General features: G+C 61.0%; 13 protein-coding genes and 1 pseudogene. 4 read left to right on the plus strand and 10 right to left on the minus strand.

Features of this window, described 5'->3' with window-relative positions; genetic code table 11:
• Positions 1–12: 12 nt before the first annotated feature.
• On the minus strand, positions 13–501 hold the full coding sequence (rraA, locus tag PIN01S_RS03375) for a ribonuclease E activity regulator RraA (RefSeq protein WP_084333718.1): 489 nt from the start codon (positions 499–501) through the stop codon (positions 13–15).
• A 334-nt stretch (positions 502–835) separates the two neighbouring features.
• On the opposite strand from rraA, the gene PIN01S_RS03380 reads away from it, so the two are divergent.
• On the plus strand, positions 836–1630 hold the full coding sequence (locus PIN01S_RS03380; protein WP_084333719.1) for an SDR family NAD(P)-dependent oxidoreductase: 795 nt from the start codon (positions 836–838) through the stop codon (positions 1628–1630).
• Positions 1631–1665: 35 nt separating this feature from the next.
• On the opposite strand, the gene PIN01S_RS03385 is transcribed toward PIN01S_RS03380, so the two are convergent.
• Both PIN01S_RS03385 and ppsA read right to left on the minus strand, forming a co-directional pair.
• Complete coding sequence (locus PIN01S_RS03385) at positions 1666–2655, minus strand: alpha/beta fold hydrolase (RefSeq protein ID WP_084333720.1); 990 nt, start codon at positions 2653–2655, stop codon at positions 1666–1668.
• A 68-nt stretch (positions 2656–2723) separates the two neighbouring features.
• Complete coding sequence (ppsA, locus tag PIN01S_RS03390; RefSeq protein WP_084333721.1) at positions 2724–5093, minus strand: phosphoenolpyruvate synthase; 2370 nt, start codon at positions 5091–5093, stop codon at positions 2724–2726.
• Between the two features lie 161 nt (positions 5094–5254).
• Here ppsA and ppsR point away from each other — a divergent pair, with 161 nt between their 5' ends.
• The gene (gene ppsR, locus PIN01S_RS03395; RefSeq protein WP_084333722.1) at positions 5255–6073 is read left to right on the plus strand and encodes a posphoenolpyruvate synthetase regulatory kinase/phosphorylase PpsR; all 819 of its coding nucleotides are present in this window, start codon (positions 5255–5257) and stop codon (positions 6071–6073) included.
• Between the two features lie 58 nt (positions 6074–6131).
• Here ppsR and PIN01S_RS03400 read toward each other — a convergent pair whose 3' ends face one another.
• The gene (locus PIN01S_RS03400; protein WP_084333723.1) at positions 6132–7343 is read right to left on the minus strand and encodes an MFS transporter; all 1212 of its coding nucleotides are present in this window, start codon (positions 7341–7343) and stop codon (positions 6132–6134) included.
• The gene (locus tag PIN01S_RS03405; RefSeq protein WP_169715786.1) at positions 7340–7879 is read right to left on the minus strand and encodes a GNAT family N-acetyltransferase; all 540 of its coding nucleotides are present in this window, start codon (positions 7877–7879) and stop codon (positions 7340–7342) included. The genes PIN01S_RS03400 and PIN01S_RS03405 overlap by 4 nt, the downstream gene beginning before the upstream one ends.
• A 112-nt stretch (positions 7880–7991) precedes the next feature.
• Here PIN01S_RS03405 and PIN01S_RS03410 point away from each other — a divergent pair, with 112 nt between their 5' ends.
• Complete coding sequence (locus PIN01S_RS03410) at positions 7992–8897, plus strand: LysR family transcriptional regulator (RefSeq protein WP_084333725.1); 906 nt, start codon at positions 7992–7994, stop codon at positions 8895–8897.
• A 15-nt stretch (positions 8898–8912) separates the two neighbouring features.
• Here the strand turns inward: PIN01S_RS03410 and PIN01S_RS03415 are convergent.
• From PIN01S_RS03415 to PIN01S_RS03425, 3 genes and pseudogenes are all read right to left on the minus strand, one after another.
• A pseudogene (locus PIN01S_RS03415) lies at positions 8913–9449 on the minus strand (MmgE/PrpD family protein); the annotation flags it as partial.
• 70 nt (positions 9450–9519) lie between these two features.
• Positions 9520–17535: a calcium-binding protein gene (locus PIN01S_RS26905; RefSeq protein WP_244505940.1), complete on the minus strand. Its 8016-nt coding sequence runs from the start codon at positions 17533–17535 to the stop codon at positions 9520–9522.
• Between the two features lie 220 nt (positions 17536–17755).
• Positions 17756–18181: a lysozyme inhibitor LprI family protein gene (locus tag PIN01S_RS03425; protein ID WP_084333727.1), complete on the minus strand. Its 426-nt coding sequence runs from the start codon at positions 18179–18181 to the stop codon at positions 17756–17758.
• 433 nt (positions 18182–18614) lie between these two features.
• Between PIN01S_RS03425 and PIN01S_RS27535 the strand changes: the two genes are divergently transcribed.
• On the plus strand, positions 18615–19175 hold the full coding sequence (locus PIN01S_RS27535) for a hypothetical protein (protein WP_169715781.1): 561 nt from the start codon (positions 18615–18617) through the stop codon (positions 19173–19175).
• Positions 19176–19575: 400 nt separating this feature from the next.
• Here the strand turns inward: PIN01S_RS27535 and prpF are convergent, their stop codons facing one another.
• Both prpF and acnD read right to left on the minus strand, forming a co-directional pair.
• Positions 19576–20757 (minus strand): 2-methylaconitate cis-trans isomerase PrpF, encoded by a 1182-nt coding sequence (gene prpF / locus PIN01S_RS03430; protein WP_084333728.1) that lies wholly within the window; start codon positions 20755–20757, stop codon positions 19576–19578.
• Positions 20758–20860: 103 nt separating this feature from the next.
• Positions 20861–23449, minus strand: coding sequence for a Fe/S-dependent 2-methylisocitrate dehydratase AcnD (gene acnD, locus PIN01S_RS03435; protein ID WP_169715782.1), 2589 nt, complete (start codon positions 23447–23449; stop codon positions 20861–20863).
• Positions 23450–23493: the final 44 nt, after the last annotated feature.

The following is a 23493-nucleotide window of genomic DNA, read 5'->3' on the forward strand; positions in this document are numbered from 1 at the left end:
GAGAGCGGTCCATCACTCGGGCATCTGCAACGCCTTCGGTGACACGATGACGCCGTTGTTGTCGGCATACACATATTCGCCCGGACGGAACGTCACGCCGCCGAAGGTCACCGGCACGTTGAGGTCGCCGATCCCACGCTTGTCGGTTTTCATCGGGTGGCTGGCCAGGGCCTGTACACCGAGATCGGTCTGAGCGATCACATCGACATCACGGATGCAGCCATAGACCACGATGCCTTCCCAGCCATTGCGTGCCGCCTTTTCCGCCAGCATGTCGCCGAGCAGCGCCCGACGCAGCGAGCCGCCGCCATCGACGACCAGCACCTTGCCCTTGCCGTCCAGCTCGACCTGATCCTTGACCAGTGAATTGTCCTCGAAGCACTTGATGGTGACGATTTCGCCACCGAAGGAATCGCGACCACCGAAATTACTGAACATCGGCTCGACCACCTGGACAAGCTCCGGGTAGGCGTCGCACAGGTCGGGAGTGATGTAGTGCATGGCAAAGCTCCTGTGAGGAAAAATCGGGGGATCGGCATCGGCACGATCACGACCGTGCACCGATGTCGGTTGGGTCAGGGCACCACCATGGCACCGCGTGACCGGAATGCTTCAGGGCGTCACATCTTAGCCCTAAGCCTCGGGCGGAGGAACGCCCAGTCCGCCTCACCGTGGCAGCGCATTCTTGATTTCCCGGAAAAACAGCTTGTCCGGCCTGGGGCGTTATTCCGCCGCCGGAAAACCCGCAAGATGGGCCTGAACCGGATGCGGCGAACGCGGCGCATCCTGCACAGTCAATCGACACGACGTTTCCGTCCGAACAGGAGCCCCTCTCATGAACATCGATCTTTCCAACAGACGCGCCGTAGTCAGCGGGTCGACGGCCGGCATCGGCCTTGCAATCGCCAAGGGCTTGGCCCGTGCCGGTGCGGAGGTCGTCATCAATGGCCGTACCCAGGCCCGGGTGGACGAAGCCCTGACCAGCCTGCACGAGGCCATTCCGCAGGCCCGGCTCAGTGGTGTCGCCGCCGACCTGGGCAGTGCAGAGGGTATCGAGGCCTTCGTTGCCCAGATCCCCGAGACGGATATCCTGGTCAACAACCTGGGCATCTTCGAGCCCAAGCCCTTCTTCGATATTCCGGACGCGGACTGGTTGCGCTTCTTCGATGTCAACGTGATGAGCGGAGTTCGGCTGTCGCGTCACTATGCACAAGGTATGCGCGACCGGGGCTGGGGACGGGTACTGTTCCTGTCCAGCGAATCGGGGCTGCAGATTCCGCCGGAAATGGTCCACTACGGCGTGACCAAGACCGCCCAACTCGCGGTTTCCCGCGGCCTGGCGGAAACCCTGGCAGGCACTGGTGTGACGGTGAACGCCGTATTGCCGGGGCCGACCCGCTCGGAAGGCGTCGGTGAGTTCTTCGCCAAGATGGCTGCCGAGCAAGGCGTCTCCTTGGACGAGATGGAGCGGAACTTCATTGCCGAACACCGCCCCACTTCGCTGATCAAACGCTTAGCGACCGTCGACGAAGTGGCCAATCTGGTGATCTACCTAGCCTCGGAACAAGCCTCGGCCACCACGGGTGCGTCGCTGCGCGTGGACGGCGGAGTCACCCGATCCATCGCTTGAAGCGTTCCTGGCGAGTCCGACGCGGTTCGGACTCGTCAGGCCTGGGCCGGTTGACTGGCATCGGCCACGCCGGCCGGCAGCCTTAATTCGCGCAACCAGTGCTCAACCAATGGCCAGATCTCGCGCTGGGCGTTGCGGCTGATCAGCATTTCCACGTGTCCGTAGGCCTCGGCAAAACCGGCTTTCGGCCCTAGGCAAAGAAACTCACGGGTCGGAGAGGCGAACTGATCCAGCAGCTTGCGGCAAGCCCAGGCCGGGTCCTGCATATCACCCTCGGCGGATACCGCCAGCACTGGCACCTGCACCTCCGCCAGCCCTGCCCACCAATCGCGCTCCTTGTCACCGAAACGCCCGAACAGGCCATGCCAGCGCATGCTTTCCAAGGCCAGGCCGATCGGTTCGTCTTCCGGCCCGCGCTTCAGCCGTCGACCGGAGAGATGATGGAAGCGCTTTAGCAGGAGGCGGCCACTCCATTCCACCGGCGGCACCTTGAGCGGCCAATAGATCCGGCTGATCTGGCTGCCGAACAGGGCCGCCGAGACCACCTGGTCGTCGCCCAGGTAGTGACCGCCAAGCGCCGCGGCAAGGGTAATGCCGCCCAGGGAATGACCGAGCCAGTGAGCCCCCTGCCCGGTCTGCTCATGCACGAAAGCGGCGATGGCCGGCAGATCGTAGCGGGCGTAATCGGCGACCCGGTTATGTCGGTAACGCTGGTTGCGCGGCGACAGACCATGCCCGCGCATTTCCGGAATCCAGACATCGAAACCGGCACGCGCCAGATGTGCTCCCAGCCCGACACCCTTGGGCGAGAACCAGAAGCGTCGGTTGGAAAAACTGCCGTGGAGCAGCACTACGGGTATGCCACGGTGGGTCTCCTGGCCGCTCAGGCCCAGGCGCGTCACCGCCAGCTCGACACTGGGATCGGAGCTGTTGTTGGGCTTCAGGAGGTAGACATCCTCGGTGAGGTCGCCACGGATTTCGGCGCTCATCAAGGCGACGGGAAACAGGTCACTGCTGCTTTGCATCTTTTGCTTCTTGCACAAAAAAGGGCGGGATCGATCCCCGCCCTTTTTCAATGGTGGTTATCGCGGGATCAGGCCTGGCCTTCGGCCAGGAAGAACCAGGTGTCGAGTACCGAGTCGGGGTTCAGCGACACGCTCTCGATGCCCTGCTCCATCAACCATTTGGCCAGATCCGGATGGTCCGACGGGCCCTGGCCGCAGATACCGATGTACTTGCCGGCCTTGTTGCACGCCTGGATGGCATTGGCCAGCAGCTTCTTCACCGCCGGGTTACGCTCGTCGAACAGATGGGCGATGATGCCGGAGTCGCGGTCCAGGCCCAGGGTCAGCTGGGTCAGGTCGTTGGAGCCGATAGAGAAGCCATCGAAGAACTCGAGGAACTCTTCGGCCAGCAGCGCGTTGGACGGCAGCTCGCACATCATGATGACGCGCAGGCCATTCTCGCCACGCTTGAGACCGTTGCTCGCCAGCAGCTCGACCACCTGGCTGGCCTCGCCGAGGGTTCGCACGAAGGGCACCATGATCTCGACGTTGGTCAGCCCCATCTCGTTGCGCACCTTCTTCAGCGCACGGCATTCCAGCTCGAAGCAGTCGCGGAACGATTCGCTGATGTAACGGGAAGCGCCGCGGAAGCCGAGCATCGGGTTCTCTTCTTCCGGCTCGTAGAGCTTGCCGCCGATCAGGTTGGCGTATTCGTTGGACTTGAAGTCGGACAGGCGCACGATGACTTTCTTCGGCCAGAACGCCGCAGCCAGGGTGCTGATGCCTTCGACCAGCTTCTCGACGTAGAAGCCCACCGGATCGTCGTAACCGGCGATGCGCTTCTCCACGCTGTCCTTGATCTCGGCCGGCAGGCTGGCGAAGTTCAGCAGCGCCTTCGGATGCACCCCGATCATGCGGTTGATGATGAACTCGAGGCGGGCCAGGCCCACTCCCTCGTTGGGCAGTTGGGCGAAGTCGAACGCGCGGTCCGGGTTGCCGACGTTCATCATGATCTTGAACGGCAGTTCGGGCATGGCATCGACGGAGTTCTTGCGGATATCGAAGCCCAGCTGGCCTTCGAAGATGAAACCGGTATCGCCTTCTGCGCAGGACACGGTGACGCGCTGGCCATCCTGCAGCACCTGGGTGGCGTTACCGCAACCGACCACCGCCGGGATGCCCAGCTCGCGGGCGATGATCGCCGCGTGGCAGGTACGTCCGCCACGGTTGGTGACGATGGCGCTGGCGCGCTTCATGATCGGTTCCCAATCCGGGTCGGTCATGTCGGAGACCAGCACGTCGCCCGGCTGGACCTTGTCCATCTCGGCGATGTCGTGGATCACCTTCACCGGGCCGGCGCCGATGCGCTGGCCGATGGCACGGCCTTCCACCAGGACCTTGCCCTTTTCCTTCAGCAAGTAGCGCTCCATGACGGTGGCGCTGGCACGGCTCTTCACGGTTTCCGGGCGGGCCTGGACGACATACAGCTTGCCGTCGTCGCCGTCCTTGGCCCACTCGATGTCCATCGGGCGGCCATAGTGCTTCTCGATGATCAGGGCCTGCTTGGCCAACTCGGTGACTTCCTCGTCGGTGATGCAGAAACGCGCACGGTCGGCACGATCTACTTCGACGGTCTTGACCGACTTGCCGGCCTTGGCTTCTTCGCCATAGACCATCTTGATCGCCTTGCTGCCGAGGTTGCGGCGCAGGATCGCCGGGCGGCCGGCCTGGAGGGTCGGCTTGTGTACGTAGAATTCGTCGGGGTTCACCGCGCCCTGTACCACGGTCTCGCCGAGGCCGTAGGCACCGGTGATGAACACCACGTCGCGGAAGCCGGACTCGGTGTCGAGGGTGAACATCACACCGGCGGTGCCGGTTTCCGAACGCACCATGCGCTGCACGCCCGCGGACAGAGCGACCAGCTTGTGGTCGAAGCCCTGGTGAACGCGATAGGCAATGGCGCGGTCGTTGAAGAGAGAGGCGAAGACTTCCTTGGCGGCACGGATGACGTTGTCGACGCCGCGGATGTTCAGGAAGGTCTCCTGCTGGCCGGCAAAGGAGGCGTCCGGCAGGTCTTCGGCGGTGGCGGAAGAGCGAACGGCGACAGCCAGGTTGTCGTTGCCGGCGGACAGTTCGGCGAAGGCCTTGCGGATATCGGCATCGAGCTGGGCCGGGAACTCGGCGTCCATGACCCACTGGCGAATCTGTGCACCGGTCTTGGCCAGGGCATTGACGTCATCCACGTCCAGCGCATCGAGGGCGGCATGGATGCGGTCGTTCAGACCGCTCTGTTCCAGGAAGTCCCGGAAAGCCTGGGCCGTGGTGGCGAAACCACCGGGTACGGAAACACCGGCACCGGCGAGGTTACTGATCATCTCGCCCAGGGAGGCGTTCTTGCCCCCTACTCGCTCAACGTCGTGATTGCCGAGCTTATCGAGGGAAACTACGTACTCAACCAAGGTGATCTCTCCACTATGTGTTGGAAAAGCTCATGCGGAAAAGCTCCGCGTGATTGTGGCCCGCACCGCGAATGGGTAACAATGCCGATCGGCACAGCCCCTCGCAAAAAGCGGGCCTATGATAGCCAAGAATCGTTCCTACCTTAAGGCTTTCGGCGCAAATGAAACGAACCGCTTTCTTCATCTCCGACGGGACCGGTATCACTGCCGAAACCCTGGGCCAGAGCCTGTTGGCGCAATTCGAAACGATCAACTTCACGAAGTTGACGCGCCCATACGTCGACAGCGTCGAAAAAGCGCGCGCCATCGTACAGCAAATCAATAGCGCTGCCGAGAAAGACGGCGCCCGGCCGATCATCTTCGACACCATCGTGAACCAGGAAATCCGCGACACCCTGGCCGAATCCAATGGGTTCATGATCGACATCTTCTCCACCTTTCTCGCACCGCTGGAACACGAGCTCACCTCGCATTCCTCGTATTCCGTGGGCAAATCCCACTCCATCGGTCACAACTCCAACTACATGGAGCGTATCGAGGCGGTCAACTTCGCCCTCGACAACGACGACGGCGCCCGCACCCACTACTACGACAAGGCCGACCTGATCCTCGTCGGCGTGTCCCGCTGCGGCAAGACGCCCACCTGCCTCTACATGGCCATGCAGTACGGCATTCGTGCCGCGAACTACCCGCTGACCGAAGAAGACATGGAGCGCCTGCAACTGCCGACGGCGCTCAAGGCCTACAAGAACAAGCTGTTCGGCCTCACCATCGACCCCGACCGGCTCGCCGCCATTCGCCACGAACGCAAGCCGAACAGCCGCTACGCCAGCTTCGCCCAATGCGAGTTCGAGGTCCGCGAGGTGGAAAACCTGTTCCGCCGCGAGAACATCGCCCACATCAATTCCACACACTTCTCGGTGGAGGAAATCTCCGCCAAGATCCTCGTGGAAAAAGGTGTCGAGCGACGCCTCAAATAACCGCTTCGGTTGAGACAAGGAAAAACCCGCTTAGTGCGGGTTTTTTTATTGAACCCGATCATGTTTCGAGCGAGCGAACGGCGCTATCCCGCATGCCAGAGCGCGCGACGAAAAACAGGGCCAGGGCGGCCGAGACGATTGCCACGCCGATTCCGACCGATATCCCCAGCGTCGGGCGAGCACCGAGTCGCTCATGTGCCTCGGCGTAGGCCAGCGGTGCGATGGCCGAAAGAACATAGCTCGGCAGCAGCAGGCGCCCGACCCTTGCGCCATAACCCTGCGCACCGAACAACACTAGTGGCAGCCCCGCCCGGACGATGGCGGCCAGGCCGTTGGCCGCCCCGTAGCCGAACACGAAGAGCGCCGCGAGCCAGGCCTGCGCACCGCCCAGCCAGCCAATCGCCAGGCTGACGGGCAAGCAGGCGGCGGCCAGCAGACTGTGCAGGAGAACCGGCAGACGCGCCCCGTAAAGCATGTCGACGAAACGAGCGCAGAGCTGGCCGAAGCCCCAGAGTGCCGCCACCCCGACCGACCATCCACCGGCGCTGCCAAGTCCGTCCAGCAACCCGGGTAGATGGGCCGACAGGCCGGCCGAGAGGAAGCTGGTGAGCATCGTCATCAAGGTGAACAAGGGGCCCGCCAACCACACAGCATTCCGAGGTTCAGGGCCTCCGACTGGTCCATCTCGGGAAGAACGCTCGCCCGCACCCGGCACGCTGCGGAGCAAGGGCAGGCACGCCAGGGCGAACAGAGCGTAGACACACAAGGCACTGCGCCAGCCGAACACCTGCAAAAGCCCCTGCCCCAGCGGCCAGAACACTGTCGAGGCCAGCCCTCCCAAGAGCGTCACCCGCGCCATGGCCTCTCGAGCCTGCTCCCTGGCGCCCTGCGCCAGGCTCGTGGACAACGCGTCGTAGAGCGTCAGCCGCATGCCGACACCGAGCACCAGCCAGCCCAGGTAATACACCGGAATGTGGGTGCTGCCAGCGATGATCAGGCAGCCCAGCGCGTTGCAGCAGGCGCCGGCGCACATGACCCGGCGCCCACCGTATCGGTCGATCCATTCGCCGGCCAGCGGCGAGAGCAACGCCATGCAGCACAGGGCGGCGGAAAGCCCGCCGTAGACCTGCGACCGGCTCCAGCCCTGGGCGGAAACAATGGCCTCGCCCAAGGCGCCGGGCAGATAGAAGCTGATGCCCCAACCGATCAACTGGGCGAGACCGAGGCGGGCAACGGCTCCTCGCCCGAGCGGCGACGGGCCCGCCGTCATGCCCCGCCGCCTGGCAGCATCCGCGCGCCGTCGCCGAGGGCGCGCTGCATCAGCACCGTATCCACCCAGAGGCCATGCTTGAAACCGACCGACTCGAGAATCCCGACCAGACGAAAACCCAGGCGCTCATGCAACCTGAGCGATCCCGTGTTGGCGCTGTTGCCGACGATCGCCACCATTTGCCGGAAGCCCGCGGCCTCGCAGCGCTCGATCAGCTCGGCCAGCAAGCGACGGCCGACACCCCGCCCCTGCTGCCCCTCGGCCACATAGACCGAGTCCTCGACACAGTAGCGGTAGGCGGGACGCGGCCGGTACGGCGTGGCGTAGCAGTAGCCGACGACCGCTCCCCGGCATTCGGCGACCAGATAAGGCAGCCCGCTGGCCAGCACCGCTTCCCGGCGCTTCTGCATCTCCGCGACATCGGGTGGGACCAGCTCGAAGGTGGCGATGCCATGCAGCACCTGCTCCGCATAGATGGCCGCCACCGCAGCCATGTCGTCTTCCCGAGCATTCCGAACCCGTACTTCGTGCTCCAACTCGCTCACAGCCACCTCGTCATGCCCATGCATCGATGGAGACGATGATGCGGAGCCGGCTAGTATTAATGAAGCTTTGTCATCTTATATTTCGGATAAGAAATTCTTTGTCATGACACTCAATCTGGATCATCTGCGCAGCTTTGCCGAGGTCATCGACAGCGGCAGTTTCTCTGCGGCCGCGGAACGCCTGGGGCTGACCCAGCCCGCCGTGAGCCTGCAAATCCGCCAACTGGAACGCCGCCTCGGCGTGCGTCTGATCGAGCGTGTGGCCCGGCGGGCCACGCCGACGCCGGCGGGAACGGAACTGCTCGAACATGCCCGGCGCATCGAGGCGGCCGTCGAAGACGCCATGCATGCCATGGCCGGACACCATCAGGGAATCAGCGGGCGCGTCGGCATGGGTACCGGCGCCACCGCCTGCATCCACCTGCTGCCGCCGCTGCTGGGCGAACTGCACCGGGCATTTCCGGCACTGGAAGTACAGGTCAGCACCGGCAACACGGCCCAGTTCGTCAAGGCCGTGGAAGACAACCGGCTCGACCTGGCCCTGGTCACGCTCCCGGTTTCCTCGCGCAGCTTGCAGGTCACACCGGTGCTGGAGGACGAATTCGTCGCCATCTTCGCCGAGACCGATGCCAGCTCCGTTGCCGCAGCGCCGACGCCCGAAGCGCTGGCCGAACGGCCGATGGTGGTCTTCGAGGCCCACACCAACACGCGCCAACTGATCGATGACTGGTTTCTCCAAGTGGGGCTGCGCCCGAAGCCGACAATGGAGTTGGGCAGTATCGAAGCCATCAAGGAAATGGTCGCCGCCGGCCTCGGCTTCGGCATCGTGCCAGCCATGGCCGTCGCAGCTCGACGGCACCGTCGCGGGTTGCGCGTCCTGCCGCTGCAACCGGCACTTTCGCGTACCCTGGCCATCGTCATGCGCCAGGACAAACCGCTGAATCGCGGCCTGCAACAGGTCGTGCAGGCCCTGCGCTCGCTCACTCCGCCCGCAGTGGAGAGCCTCTGAGCGGATGACAGCCGGTCAGATCACGAACAGCGCCATGAAGCGATCCACCGGCATGCTCTCCAACCTCGCCCGATCCTGGCAAAGCGAGAAAATCTGCATGCAGCGCTGACTGGGGAAGCGGCTGGCCAGATTGGCCTTGAATTTCTCTTCCAGCAGGGGAACACCTTCGGCGCGGCGCCGGCGATGGCCGATGGGGTATTCCACTTCCACCTTCTCGGTGGCGCAGCCGTCCGTGAAAAACACCTGAACGGCATTGGCGATGGAGCGCTTGTCGGCTTCCAGGTATTCCCGGCTGTAGCGCTCATCCTCGACGATCACCATCTTGGCGCGCAGTTCGTCGATGATCGGATGGGCGGCGTGGAAGTCATCTTCGTAATGTTCGGCTACCAGATCGCCGAAAATCAGCGGCACGGCGGTCATGTATTGCAGGCAATGGTCGCGGTCCGCAGCATTGGCCAGGGGCCCCACCTTGGAAATGATGCGAATCGCCGATTCGTGGGTGGTGATGACGATCCGGTCGATCTCGTGCAGGCGGTCCTTCACCGAAGGGTGCCGCGCCCGTTAGGAGGTGTCCCGCACTTGCGCCCTCATACGCAGGTGCGGGAATGTTCTACGGCAGCGCTTATTGCCAACTCACCGCCAGCACCGGCGCCAGTTGCTCCTTCACCTCCTGCGGGATGCTCGTGCCCGCTGCGGGCACACCGAACGCCGCCATCGCCGAGACCAGGTTGTCCACTTGATTGTTCAGCAGTGCCGATGAGCCGGCTTCGATGCGATCCAGTTGGTTGCTGGCATCGGTGTACCACTTGCTGACGATCACCCGGTCGCGACTGCCCGTGACATTGATGTACAGGTCGTCGCCGCTGCGGCTGAACCAGAGCTGGTCATACGCGGCGTTCTCGAAGCGGGCGGTGTCGACGCTATTGGGATCGGTGTCGTAGTTGTTGATCAGATCCGAGCCATCTCCCGCGGCGAACAGATAGGTGTCGCTGCCAGCATCGCCTTTCAGGTAGTCGATATCGGCGCCGCCACGCAGGGTGTCGTTTCCGGCGCCACCGTACAGCACGTCACGGGCATCGCCGCCATTCAGCAGGTCGTTGCCATTACCGCCGTGCAGGGTGTCGGCGCCGCCCAAGCCGTCGATCCGATCATCGTCCGCGGTGCCGCGCAGCTCTTCGGCATTGTCGCTACCGGTCAGGATGTTGACGTTGGGGATTTCCACCGGGGTACCGCCGTTGTCTTCAGCCTGAGTATCAGTGCCATCGCTCCCGGTTTGGCTGCCGGTGTCCTCGGACTGGACATTCCAGGCTTCGGCCAATACCGGTTTCAAGGTCTCCTTCACATCCTGGGGGATGACCTTGCCGTTACCGGGAACACTGTACGCGGCCATGGCCGATACCAACGCCTCCACTTGCCCGTTCAGCAGTACCGCCGAGCCGGCTTCGATGCGGTCCAGTTGATTATTGACGTCGGCGTACCACTTGCTGACGATCACCCGGTCACTGGTACCGGCAACGGTGATATACAGATCGTCGCCGCTGCGGCTGAACCAGAGCTGGTCGAACGCGGCGTCTTCGAAGCGGGCGGTGTCGATGCTGTTGGGATCGGCGTCGTAGTTGTTGATCAGATCCGAACCGTCGCCCGCGGCGAACAGATAGGTGTCGCTGCCGGCATCGCCTCTCAGGTAGTCAATATCGGTGCCGCCGCGCAGGGTGTCGTTGCCGGCACCACCGTACAGCGCGTCACGAGCATCGCCGCCGCTGAGCAGGTCGTTGCCGTTACCGCCGTGCAGGGTATCGGCGCCGGCACCGCCATCGAGCAGGTCATTGCCATCTTCGCCACGCAGGACGTCGTTGCCGGCCAAGCCATCGATCCGATCATCGGCTGCGGAGCCGCGCAGCTCTTCGGCACTGTCCGTACCAGTCAGGGTGTTGAGGCTGGGGGTCCCAGTGTCATCGGCCGGGGGGCGTTCCGCCATCGTTTTGAGGGTGTCGGCCGTCCACGTGGTGCCATCGGCGAAGCGGACCTGGTCGATCTCATGATGACTGTCAACGAAGAAGCCACTCAGTGTCAGGCTACGGCCATTGCCTTGAACGTTGAGCAGGAGATCGTCGCCGACCCGACTCACCTTCACGGCGTCGACGGCGATACCGTCCATGAAGCGCAGGGTGTCGATGCTGCCGGCATCGCTGTCGTTGTTGTTGATGATGAGATCGCCATCGTTCGGGCCGAACAGGTAGGTGTCGTTGCCCTCCTGTCCGTCCAGTACGTCTCTTGGTCCGCCGCCGCCGCTCAGGGTATCGTCGCCCAGACCGCCGAACAGGTAGTCGATGCCTTCGCCGCCGTTCAGGTCGTCATTGCCTTCGTCGCCGTAGAGGCGATCGTTGCCCGCGCCGCCCAGCAACCGGTCATCACCGGTACCGCCCATGATGCGATCGTTTCCGGCGCCGCCATCCAGGGTGTCGTTACCGCCATCGCCGCGCAGGATGTCGTCGCCGCCCAGTCCCGCAATAGCGTCATCGGTCGTATAACCTGTCAGGTCATCGCCCCCCTCGCTGCCGCGTATCGCGAGCGCTTTGATCTCGTCCGTCGACCAGACGGTACCGTCGGCGAATTCGATGCGGTCCAGCTCGTATCGCGGCTTATAGAAGAAGTACTCGACGGTGATCACCTCGCCCGTGCTTCGCTCGGTGAGCAGCAGGTGAGCGCCGGAGCGTGTCACACGCACGCTATCGGGGGTGATGCCATCCATGAAGCGCAGGGTATCGATGCTCCCATCATCGCGGTGGTTATTGTCGATGGTCGTATGCCCATCGCCCAGGGCGAACAGGTAGGTGTCGTTGCCGTCGTCGCCGGACAGTCTGTCGTCCACGCCCGGTCCGCCACGCAGAGTGTCGTCCCCGGCGCCGCCGAAGAGGGTGTCGCTACCCCCGCCGCCGTCGAGCATGTCGTTGCCCACCTCTCCATTGAGTACGTCGTTCCCCTCTCCGCCGGAGAGCACATCATCCCCGGCATCTCCGAACAGGCGATCCTCCCCGGCATCGCCACTCAGGTTGTCATCACCGTCGCCACCCTGGAGGGTGTCGTTGCCGGCCCCACCGAATACGGTGTCGGCGCCCGCTTCGGCATGGATGAGATCGGCCCCGTCCAGGCCCTGGATGACCTCGTCACTGCCATAGCCATTGATTTCATCATCGCCGCTCGTGCCGGCGACGGCTTGTACCATCAGATCGGCATAGCTCCAGTTGATGCCATCGCTGAAACGAACCTCCTCGATGCTGGTTGGCATCACATCGGGGGCGCTGTAGTAATGCTGGCTCCGAATGGTGACGACATCGTCCGTGCCGGCAACGTAGAGCGTCAGGTCGCTGCCACTGCGACGAACCCGAACCTCTGTCGAGGCGATATCGGCAAACTCGATCCGGTCCGTGCCTGCGATATCGAAGATCAGGTCGCTGCCCATGCCTCGACGGAAACGATAAGTATCGTTGCCCTCTCCGCCTACCAGCTCATCCTGTCCCGTGCCGCCCTCAAGCTCATCGTTGCCTGCACCGCCATAGAGGGTATCGTTGCCTACCCCTCCAAAGACGGTATCGTCACCATCGCCGGCAAAGACCTGGTCGTTGCCTTCTCCAGCATCGATGACGTCAGCATCGGCATGGCCGTAGATGGCGTCGTCCTGCGCCGTACCTTCCAGCGCCTTCAGCTTGATCGCCTGGTAATCCCATTCCACGCCATTGGCGAAAACGAACCGTTCCAGTGCGGTGGCGCCCGCCACCCCGGCCTGGGAGGAGAACTGGCCTAGGATACGCAGTGCATCACCGGTTACTTGGTTGACGACCAGCAGGTCGGCACCATCCCGGCGCAGAAGAAGGTCCTCCGGCGCCACGTCGGCAAAATGAAGGCTGTCGCTGCCCGCACTGTCCAGAATGACGTCGCTTCCCCAGCCTGCGGCCAGACGATACCGATCGTCCCCGGCCCCACCCTCCAGCCGATCGTCTCCGGTCCCCCCTTCGAGCAGGTCGCTGCCACCACCCGCGAACAGCCGATCATTACCCTCGCCACCAAGCACAGTGTCATTGCCTTCGCCGGCATATACGGTGTCGTTGCCGTCACGCGCGTCGATGAGATCATCGCTGGCGTACCCCTGGATCACGTCGGCGAACGTCGTACCCTCCAGCGTCAACAAACACAGTTGGGAGGGGTCGATCAGGGTCTCCAAGCCTTCGCCGTATTGCAGGCGAATTCCGCTGATCGGCAGCTCGTTGCGGAAGAAGGCGCTCAGGCTCAATTGGTCGCCCGGGCTGTTGAGGAAGGTGACGACCAGGCTGGTTCCGTCACGCCGGAAGACCAGTTCGTCCAGAGGCAATCCAGACACGTAGATGGTCACGACATCGTCATATGCATCGACGATCACATCCTGGCCGTCGCCCTTGGCGAACAGGTATCGGTTGGTTCCAGTGCCCCCGTCGAGCCGATCATTTCCCTTGCCTCCGGCGAGAAAGTCATCACCGGCACCGCCCACGAGGATGTCATTGCCATCGCCTCCTTGCAGGGTATCGCGCCCGGCACCGCCGTCCAGATAGTCGTTACCAGCTCCCCCGGACAGGTGATCGTCACCACTGCCTCCATCCAGATGGTCATCGTCCGCGCCACCCTCCAGCACATCGTTGCCTTCCCCACCACGCAGCACGTCGTTGCCAGCGTCGCCGGACAGGCGGTCGTCCCCCGTGCCCCCATCCAGGGTGTCGTTACCTTCCCCGCCGGACAGCGTGTCGTTGCCGGCGTTACCGGACAATCGGTCGTCTCCGGCGAGGCCGGACAGCGAATCGTGAGTGGCATATCCCTCGATGACGTCGTCACCCACCCCGGTCTGCAGGACCATCGCCTTGACGTCATCGATGGTCCAGACGGTGCCGTCGTGGAACTCGATCCGGTCGACCGCCGTTCCGTCGGCTGCCTCGCCAGTGAAATAGCCGGTCACCCGGATGCTGTCCGTAGCGGACGTCATGATCAGCAGGTCATTATCCGACCGCTTGAGATTGACGGCGCTACGCTCGATGCCTTGTCCGAACAGGATACGATCCAGCTTGCCGCCACTTTCCGCTGCGTTATCGACGACGTCGATACCGTGGCCCAGGTCGAACAGATAGGTATCGCTGCCACGTCCCCCAATAAGCGAGTCGTTGCCGGTACCGCCATCCAGGGTGTCGTTGCCGTCGTCCCCCATCAGCACATCGTCGCCCGCATTACCGGACAATCGATCGTTACCACCCAACCCATGGATGTTGTCGTTGCCCGCCAAGGCATCGATGCTGTCGGCTTGGGTGGAGCCGAAGATCAGGTCATCGCCCGCCGTGATCGACGAAGCGGTGAGTATCGCGAGAATCTGCTGCTGGTTCAGGCTGCTGCCATCGGCGAAGCGAATCAGCTCCACCGCGCCAAAATCCAGCGTGCCATCGAAATCGAAGAAATTGTCGATGCGCAGTGAGCCAGCCTCACTGCCATCCACGTGCTTGACCTTGATCCACACCGACGTGGTGTTGCGGGAGAACGCCAGATCGGCTTGGCCGATACCTTGGCCAAACACCACCTGATCCAGGCCGCCACGGTCGAAGATGACGTCATTACCCTGGCCACGCGAGAAGTGATAGCTATCACCGCCGGCCTCCCCATAAAAGCGGTCGTCACCTTCCAGACCGTGGAAAATCGTTCCAGCGCTTACACCATAGAGGACGTCGTTATCCGTGGTACCGATTCGGGTCGAGAAATCGAAGTACGGAGCCAGGTCGCTATTGGATGCGGCGATGGCCTGGAAAGCGGCATCGCGCTTGGCTCGATAGCTGGGCGAGTAGGTCCCCAGGTCCGTCAGCACGGTGACGATGCCCTGAATACGCTCTGTCTGCCCTGAAGTGAACAATGCCTCCAGACGCCCCTGCAGAGCGTCCCAGTCAACGACGATCGACTGAGCATCCGAGCCGAAATGCGAGCGGATGATGTCCAGCTCGCTGGCATATTCGGTCTGCGCCAGAAGCTGTGCGGCAGTGAAGCGCTTGAACTCCAGGTACTCGGCAACCAGGATCGGCGCCGCCTGTCCATGCGGGTTCGGATCCCGCTCGCCCCAGCACCAGGTGCCCGAGTAAGGACGGCCAACCAGGTTTTCCAGGGTGACCAACTGGCGGGCATCCATGACGTGCCCATAGATTCTCTTCGGGTCGCGGCTGTACGGGTCCACATCGGCCGCACCGGCCCAGCGGTAGATCAGGTCGTCGAGCAAAGTGTCCCGGCTGGCGGAGTCGGTGGCCGCAAGATACTGGCTCAAGAGGTCTTTCAGCCCCGCGTCCAGCACCATCGCCTGATGCAGGTCATGCACCTTGCCGAAGCCTTTGGCGTTGGCCAGGAACACGACATCCGGCGTGAGCGCGATACTGCCGTTGTTCACCCGGTGCGCCGCATCCACCTTGAACCAGACATCCGCCGCAGTAGACGCGGTACCGTTGCCCAGCACCACCGTCGCCACTTGCCGATGCTCATGGCCATAAGCATCGACTTGGCTGGAATCGCTGTAAGCGGTACTGATCGAAACCACACCGGCGTCAGCCAGGCTCTGCAGCTCGCCAACCTCGCTGATGCCATTGCCGTTCAGGTCGCGCCAGACCTGCAGCGAGGCGTAGGAGGCATCCTGTGCGTCGACCACGCCGTCGCCGTTGTCGTCATATTCGGCCAGGGCCTGGAAGCCATTCTCAGCCCGCTCGCCATTGCGCAGAAGGCTGTTGTTGCCGAACAACTCCGCACCGTCGGTGATGCGGCCGTCTCCATTGCGGTCATGAACCAACAGGCCATCGTCCGGGCTCACCCAACCGCTGCGCTCGCTCAGCCCATCGTTGTCCAGGTCGAAATAGGCAGCACCCACCTTGAGCGTCTCGATGCCGTCGCCATCCAGGTCGATGACGATAGGGGAAGTGCGGCTTTCGGCGTCGTCGGTTTCTGGGGTTTCTTCTTCCTCTTCTTCTTCCTCTTCGTCGTCCAATTTCAAAAAGATGCCAAGCTTGCCATCTGTAAAATCATTAATGGTGAGCCCACCATTGATTACAAGGGTCGTACCATTGAGAACATAGGTATTACCGCCACCTTTATAGGTATTTTCCGGATCAGTTTCCTTTCTAACCCCACCCGTTAGCAGTTTGTTATGCAGCTGGACTCGACCGAACCCATTCGAATCGTCTTGAATTACATCGCTGTCATCTACCACATAAACATCGTAACCGGCGCCACCATAAAGGTAATCAACCCCTTCGCCTCCATCTAGATAGTCAGACTCATCACCGCCATGAAGGGTATCAGAACCACTTTCACCGAATAATTGATTCCTTCCTGACTCGCCATGAAGCTCATCGTTATCAGCTCCACCTTTTAATACATCTGCGCCTGCACCTCCATAGAGAATATCATTTCCCCCATCGCCATAAAGGGTGTCGTCATCACCATCTCCATAAAGGGTATCATTTCCGGCAAGACCGTATAGTACATCTCCCTTATCGCCCCCCTTTAATGTATTATCTGTACCATTGCCACGAATAAGATCTATGCCACTGGACGTCAACTCGGACGCATCCAAAGAACTTTCATCCTCGCTTAAAGCATAAGCGGCATCAAGCGACATCCCGCCAGCATAGGTTGCCGAAAGGTGATCCAGTGCTGGTCTTACAGACTGCTTAAAGTCTTCTCGCAAATCAGCAGGCAAATTTTGAACAGCAGAAAACACTTCGGTCTCTACTCCTGTTGAACTATACCTCTTTCCGCGAAAAAAATAATCTGCCGTTTTTAGCGCCTCATCAGTGTCACCACTAAAGGCGCCTGTAGGTGAATCAAACAACCCAAATGCATCAGATTCCCGATCTCGGCGGGTTCTATATTGGTTCGCGGAGAAATATCGTATTTCCAACCATATCTTGACACGGGTGTTTTCATCAGACTCATGCACAGTCCCATTGGCTAGGCCAATGAGAGTTGGAGATCCCGGCAATTGGTATAACGTGCTTAATATTGCAGCCCTTTCTTTCGATTCAGGGACAGCAGTCAAGGAAATTCTGTTCTCTAGGCTATTGGTCAGGTGATAAGTCAGCATTTCATTGGCATCGTCTATAGTGCCAAGAGCCAATTCAAGTTGATCGGCATAATGCCTCATCAGCACCCGAAATTTATCTGTCGCACTCATTCCCGTATCGAAAACGATCGTAGTGCCACCTGATCCATTTATTCCATTCGCCAATTGGCCACAATACTCATTCAGTAAAATTGTGTTTTCAGTATGAGGCGCGCCATCTAAGGTCTGAGGATGTTGATTAAGAAAGGTTCTCAGCGCCCTAGCAGAACTTAGTGTTTCCACATCTCCCGCACTGAGAACTGCAAGATCAGCCTGCGCCAAATACATGTTGATTTCTGCCGTATTGCGAACAAGCAAATCCAATCCATAACCAATAGCCAAACTATTGTTGCCATCAAAGTGAGGAGCCAAATCGGATGTTTCGATAGCGTTCCGAAGCTCTTTACGAAAAAGCGCAGCGTGCTCGCTAATCTTAATAAGCGAGTTTCTATAGGTTGGATAATCTACATAATCCCTATTGAACTCAGGCACTGCCTCACCTGAAACAACATAGCTTCCATATGTATTAAGCGCCATATATTCCCCCATTGATAAGTATAATTTAATACCACACAACGCCTCCTTTTACAGAGGGCTAAATCTGCGCCAAGCCTCGTTACCGAGAGGTCACCAGCAAGAGCTTTACACTAGCAGCTCCAAGCCTTATCTTTTTCATCTGAATACATGCTCCGCCTGGATTTTAGTTTTCCAGCTATTGCAAGCACGAGTCACAATCCAATTGAATTTTTTTGAGCTGCCTAATGCGCTCGTTATTTAATTCGGCTGCGCACGCTTTAAAAAAAAGCTGTCCTTGGGTCTCCGGCTCTCGAAAAGATCGAGCGCTTATAGACTGAACAACGCACTCACTATTCCTGAAGGCTAGCCATTTATTTTGAGCATCGTCGAATAGCCCAATATCGCGTTTCAATCTCTTCCGGATACTTATAGTGACGGAATCAAATTCTTCGATGGACTGGGTGTAGAAATACTCGACACACAAATCGATCTGAACAGCATCATCAAGATCAAAGCATTCATTTGCTGCTTGCGCCACTCTGCCAAACTCGTCGCTTACATACTCAGAGGCATAAGCACTAAGCGAAAAAACCAAAACTGCAAATACTTGACAAATCTTCATGCACCACCCTCCTATAAGCAAATAACGATGCAACTAAATGGAACAGATTTATTTACCAACCCCCAAATAAATCTGCCTCCTTTGCCATAGTTACCTGTTTGATAAATCAGCATAATTTTCATGAAGCCGTCCTAGACTTTCCACCGCCGTTGTCATTGCAAATCTCCGCGACTGTAAATTACCTGTGCCATGCCACAGGGGTTAATATGCATTGCAATTTGCCAGCCCCCTCCTTCTCAGGAGAAAAAATCAAAAGCTCAGGGTATGCAAAATCAACTGAAGGAGTAGCCACCGCAACTACACCAGATTCCAATTTATAGAAATTCCAGAGAGCTGAAGAGGCTGAGCCTATATTTCTATAGGCTCTATTCCCGCCATAAGGGAATATTAGCTCCCGAGAATTCTTATCACTCGCCACCACATATAATGCATCATGCCTAGTGAATCCCCACTCCTGCTCCAACCGGTGATTAGCCTTGGCAATTATTGCGTGTTGAAAATTACGACAGCTAACAAAACCATGACCGGTAGCGCAAAACTCTTAAAACAGACTACAGGCAACTTACTGCAACTCAATCTTGCATGCTCCATTTCATCCCCCTATAAAATCACTAAAATTCCACTTGCCTATCAAATCAACGCTCAAAACTGTGCAACACCTGACCTTTCCGGTACGGTGTTGCCCCTATGTCCTATTCCGAACTCAGCGCTGCAGAACGCACCACCATTCAAATCGGTCATATATTCAAGACTTAAGTCAGCATCGAATTGTCCGTCTGATCGAATGCATCCCATCGAATTGACCATCACTCGAGAGCTGCACCGCAATCGAGAAACCTGCGGCAGTTACTCGGCCCACACTGCCCAGCAGCAGGCGGCCGTCTTCGGCAAATTCGTGGGTGGGGTGAGCTGTTCGAGCGGAAACTGCGACGTTATGGAAACACGTGAGCATGGCCTGACAGGCCAAGCTGGTGTCGAGTTTGGGGAAAGCTGAGGGGAGCGCATCCTGCGTGTACATCCGTCGTCCTTCTTCAACGAGTGCCTCGTGCGGCAACGATGCGCATTGTCCTTGACGCCACGCGCCGCATGGCGTGCGATGGCTCACATGACGGAGGCGTATGTCGGAAGGCTTACACGAAAAAGGATAATCCGGGTTTTGCTGTCGATGGCCTACCGGACCCACGCTGGGCTCGTTCGACGCGTGATGGGCTCTCGGATAGAGCCATGACAAGGCTCGGCGAGCCTACGATACAGGCCGGGCTGCATAGGCAAGGAAGCGACCAGGCTGGCGATCCAGCCAGCCTCCGCAGCCCGATCTGCGCGGCCCGATCTGCTTTCAATGCAGCAGGACTGACACGCAGCAGATCGTGAACCGGCTCTAAGTCCAACAGATCCTAGAAGCTATCGCCCGGTACGCGCACCCAGCCCTCCATCAGCACGCGCGCGCTGCGGCTCATGATGGCCTTGGTCACGGTCCATTCGCCGTTCACCTGACGGGCCTCGGCGCCGACCCGCAGGGTGCCCGACGGATGTCCGAAACGCACCGCACTGCGCTCGCCGCCGCCGGCGGCAAGGTTGACCAAGGTGCCGGGAATCGCCGCGGCGGTGCCGATGGCCACCGCACAGGTACCCATCATGGCGTGGTGCAGTTTGCCCATGGACAGCGCGCGCACCAGCAGATCGACCTCGCCGGCCTCGATCTGCTTGCCGCTGGATGCCTTGTAGTCCTTGGGCGGCGACACAAAGGCGATTTTCGGCGTGTGCTGGCGGGTGGCGGCCTCCTCCGGGCTCTTGATGAGCCCCATGCGCAGCGCACCGGCGATACGGAGCTGCTCGAAGCGCGCCAGTTGCGCGGGATCGCCATTGATCGCTTCGCGCAGCTCGGTGCCCTGGTAGCCGATGTCTTCGGCGTTGACGAACACGGTTGGGATGCCCGCGCTGATCATGGTCGCCTTGAAGGTACCGACACCCGGCACTTCGAGGTCATCCACCAGGTTGCCGGTGGGAAACATCGAGCCTTCGCCGTCATCGGATGGATCGAGGAATTCCAGCACGATCTCCGCAGCCGGAAAGGTCACGCCATCCAGTTCGAAGTCGCCGGTTTCCTGTACCTGACCATCGGTGACCGGCACATGGGCAATGATGGTTTTCTGGATATTGGCCTGCCAGATACGCACCGTGCAGATGCCGTTCTGCGGGATACGCGCCGGATCTACCAGACCGGCATGAAGGGCGAAGGCACCGGCCGCGGTGGACAGGTTGCCGCAATTGCCGCTCCAGTCAACGAAGGCCTTGTCGATGGAGACCTGGCCGTAGAGATAGTCCACGTCGTGATCGGGCTGGCTGCTTTTCGACAGGATCACGCATTTGGAGGTCGACGAGGTGGCGCCGCCCATGCCGTCGATATGCGCGGCATACGGGTCGGGGCTGCCGATCACGCGCATGAACAGCCGGTCGCGCGCCTCGCCCGGCACTTGGCAGCGTTCTGGCAGGTCCTGCAGACGAAAGAACACACCCTTGCTGGTGCCACCGCGCATGTAAGTGGCGGGAATCTTGATCTGGGGTTGCTGAGCCATGATTTCGTCCTGGCTTATGAATGGATAACCGCGGGTGGATGGCTTTTTTCCATCCACCGCGAACCGCAACGGTGGACCGTGATGCGCAACCCACCCTACGGGTTCACACGACGGCGCCTTCGAGGAAGTCCTGGGCGAACCGCTGCAACACGCCACCCGCCTCGTAGATCGAGACTTCCTCGTCGCTGTCCAGACGACAGGTCACGGGGACCTCCAAGGTCTCGCCATTCCGGCGATGGATCACCAGGGTCAGGTCGGTACGCGGCTTGCGTGTCCCGACCACATCGAAGGTTTCGGTACCGTCGATGCCCAGCGTCTTGCGCGTGGTGCCCGGCTTGAATTCCAGCGGCAGCACGCCCATGCCGATCAGGTTGGTGCGATGGATGCGCTCGAAGCCTTCGGCGACGATGGCCTCGACGCCGGCCAGGCGTACGCCCTTGGCCGCCCAGTCGCGGGACGAACCCTGGCCGTAGTCGGCGCCAGCGACGATGATCAGCGGCTGCTTGCGCTCCATGTAGGTCTCGATGGCTTCCCACATGCGGGTGACTTTGCCCTCCGGCTCGATGCGCGCCAGCGAACCCTTCTTGACCTGGCCATCGACCACCGCCATCTCGTTGATCAGCTGCGGGTTGGCGAAGGTGGCGCGCTGGGCGGTCAGGTGGTCGCCGCGGTGGGTGGCATAGGAGTTGAAGTCCTCTTCCGGCAGGCCCATCTTCGCCAGGTACTCGCCCGCCGCGCTGTTCGCCAGGATCGCATTGGATGGCGACAGGTGGTCGGTGGTGATGTTGTCGCCGAGCACCGCCAGCGGGCGCATGCCGCGCAGCGTGCGCTCGCCGGCCAGGGCGCCTTCCCAGTATGGCGGACGGCGGATGTAGGTGCTCATCGGTCGCCAGTCGTACAACGGGCTGACCTGCGCGGAGGTCTCACGGCTGAGGTCGAACATCGGGATGTAGACCTGGCGGAACTGCTCGGGCTTCACCGCGGAACGGACCACGGCATCGATTTCTTCGTCCGACGGCCAGATGTCCTTCAGGCGAATTTCCTTGCCGTCGACCACGCCCAGCACATCCTTCTCGATGTCGAAGCGGATGGTGCCGGCGATGGCATAGGCCACGACCAGCGGCGGCGAAGCCAGGAATGCCTGCTTGGCGTAGGGATGGATACGCCCGTCGAAGTTGCGGTTGCCGGACAGCACGGCGGTGGCATACAGGTCGCGGTCGATGATTTCCTGCTGAATCTTTGGGTCCAGCGCGCCGGACATGCCATTGCAGGTGGTGCAGGCGAAGGCCACCACGCCGAAGCCCAGCTTCTCCAGCTCCTGCTCCAGACCGGCCTCTTGCAGGTAAAGCTTCACCGCCTTGGAACCGGGCGCCAGGGATGACTTCACCCAGGGCTTGCGAACCAGGCCGAGCCGGTTGGCATTGCGCGCGAGCAGGCCCGCCGCGATCACGTTGCGCGGGTTGCTGGTGTTGGTGCAACTGGTGATGGCAGCGATGATCACCGCGCCATCCGGCATCTGCCCCGGCACCTCTTCCCAATGGCCGGCGATGCCCTTGGCGGCGAGGTCGGTAGTCGCCACCCGCGCATGCGGGTTGGACGGCCCGGCCATGTTGCGCACTACGCTGGACAGATCGAACGTCAGCGAGCGCTCGTACTGGGCGCTCTTCAGGCTGTCGGCCCACAGCCCGGTTTCCCTGGCGTAGGTCTCGACCAGTTGCACCTGAGCGTCGTCGCGGCCGGTGAGCTTCAGGTAGTCGATGGTCTGCCGGTCGATGAAGAACATCGCGGCCGTGGCGCCGTATTCGGGAGCCATGTTGGAGATGGTCGCACGGTCGCCCAGGGTCAGGGCGGCGGCTCCCTCGCCGCGGAACTCCAGGTAGGCACCCACCACTTTTTCCTTGCGCAGGAATTCGGTCAGCGCCAGCACCACGTCGGTGGCAGTGATGCCCGGCTGCGGCTTGCCGGTCAGCTCGACGCCGACGATGTCGGGCAGGCGCATCCAGGACGCGCGACCCAGCATCACGTTCTCGGCCTCAAGACCGCCGACGCCGATAGCAATCACACCCAGCGCATCGACGTGGGGGGTGTGGCTGTCGGTGCCAACGCAGGTATCAGGGAAAGCCACGCCGTCGCGCACCTGGATCACTGGCGACATCTTCTCCAGGTTGATCTGGTGCATGATCCCGTTGCCCGGCGGGATTACATCGACGTTCTGGAACGCCCGCTTGGTCCACTCGATGAAATGGAAGCGGTCCTCGTTGCGCCGATCCTCGATGGCGCGGTTCTTGGCGAACGCATCGGGATCGAAGCCGCCGCACTCCACTGCCAGCGAGTGATCGACGATCAGTTGTACCGGCACCACCGGATTGACCTTGGCCGGATCGCCGCCCTGGTCGGCGATGGCATCGCGCAGACCGGCCAGGTCCACCAGCGCGGTCTGGCCGAGGATGTCGTGGCACACCACGCGGGCCGGGAACCAGGGGAAGTCCAGGTCGCGACGGCGCTCGATGAGTTGCTTCAGCGAGTCGGTGAGGGTCGCCGGGTCGCAGCGACGCACGAGGTTTTCCGCCAGTACGCGCGAAGTGTACGGCAAGGTGGCGTAGGCGCCGGGCTGGATCGCCTCGACCGCGGCACGCGTGTCGAAGTAGTCCAGCGAAGTGCCCGGCAAGGGTTTGCGGTATGCGGTGTTCATGATCTCGGACTCGGTCGGCTACTCATCGGGGGGCAAGTCCGGGG

The sequence above is a fragment of the Pseudomonas indica NBRC 103045 genome (assembly GCF_002091635.1).
Classification (GTDB): domain Bacteria; phylum Pseudomonadota; class Gammaproteobacteria; order Pseudomonadales; family Pseudomonadaceae; genus Pseudomonas_M; species Pseudomonas_M indica.

Coding starts and splice junctions, on each gene's coding strand:
- PIN01S_RS03400 (WP_084333723.1), bottom strand. CDS start 7,343: ATGACGGCGGGCCCGTCGCCGCTCGGGCGAGGAGCCGTTGCCCGCCTC.
- PIN01S_RS03380 (WP_084333719.1), top strand. CDS start 836: ATGAACATCGATCTTTCCAACAGACGCGCCGTAGTCAGCGGGTCGACG.
- PIN01S_RS27535 (WP_169715781.1), top strand. CDS start 18,615: ATGCCTAGTGAATCCCCACTCCTGCTCCAACCGGTGATTAGCCTTGGC.
- acnD (WP_169715782.1), bottom strand. CDS start 23,449: ATGAACACCGCATACCGCAAACCCTTGCCGGGCACTTCGCTGGACTAC.
- PIN01S_RS03425 (WP_084333727.1), bottom strand. CDS start 18,181: ATGAAGATTTGTCAAGTATTTGCAGTTTTGGTTTTTTCGCTTAGTGCT.
- PIN01S_RS03385 (WP_084333720.1), bottom strand. CDS start 2,655: ATGCAAAGCAGCAGTGACCTGTTTCCCGTCGCCTTGATGAGCGCCGAA.
- prpF (WP_084333728.1), bottom strand. CDS start 20,757: ATGGCTCAGCAACCCCAGATCAAGATTCCCGCCACTTACATGCGCGGT.
- PIN01S_RS03410 (WP_084333725.1), top strand. CDS start 7,992: ATGACACTCAATCTGGATCATCTGCGCAGCTTTGCCGAGGTCATCGAC.
- rraA (WP_084333718.1), bottom strand. CDS start 501: ATGCACTACATCACTCCCGACCTGTGCGACGCCTACCCGGAGCTTGTC.
- ppsR (WP_084333722.1), top strand. CDS start 5,255: ATGAAACGAACCGCTTTCTTCATCTCCGACGGGACCGGTATCACTGCC.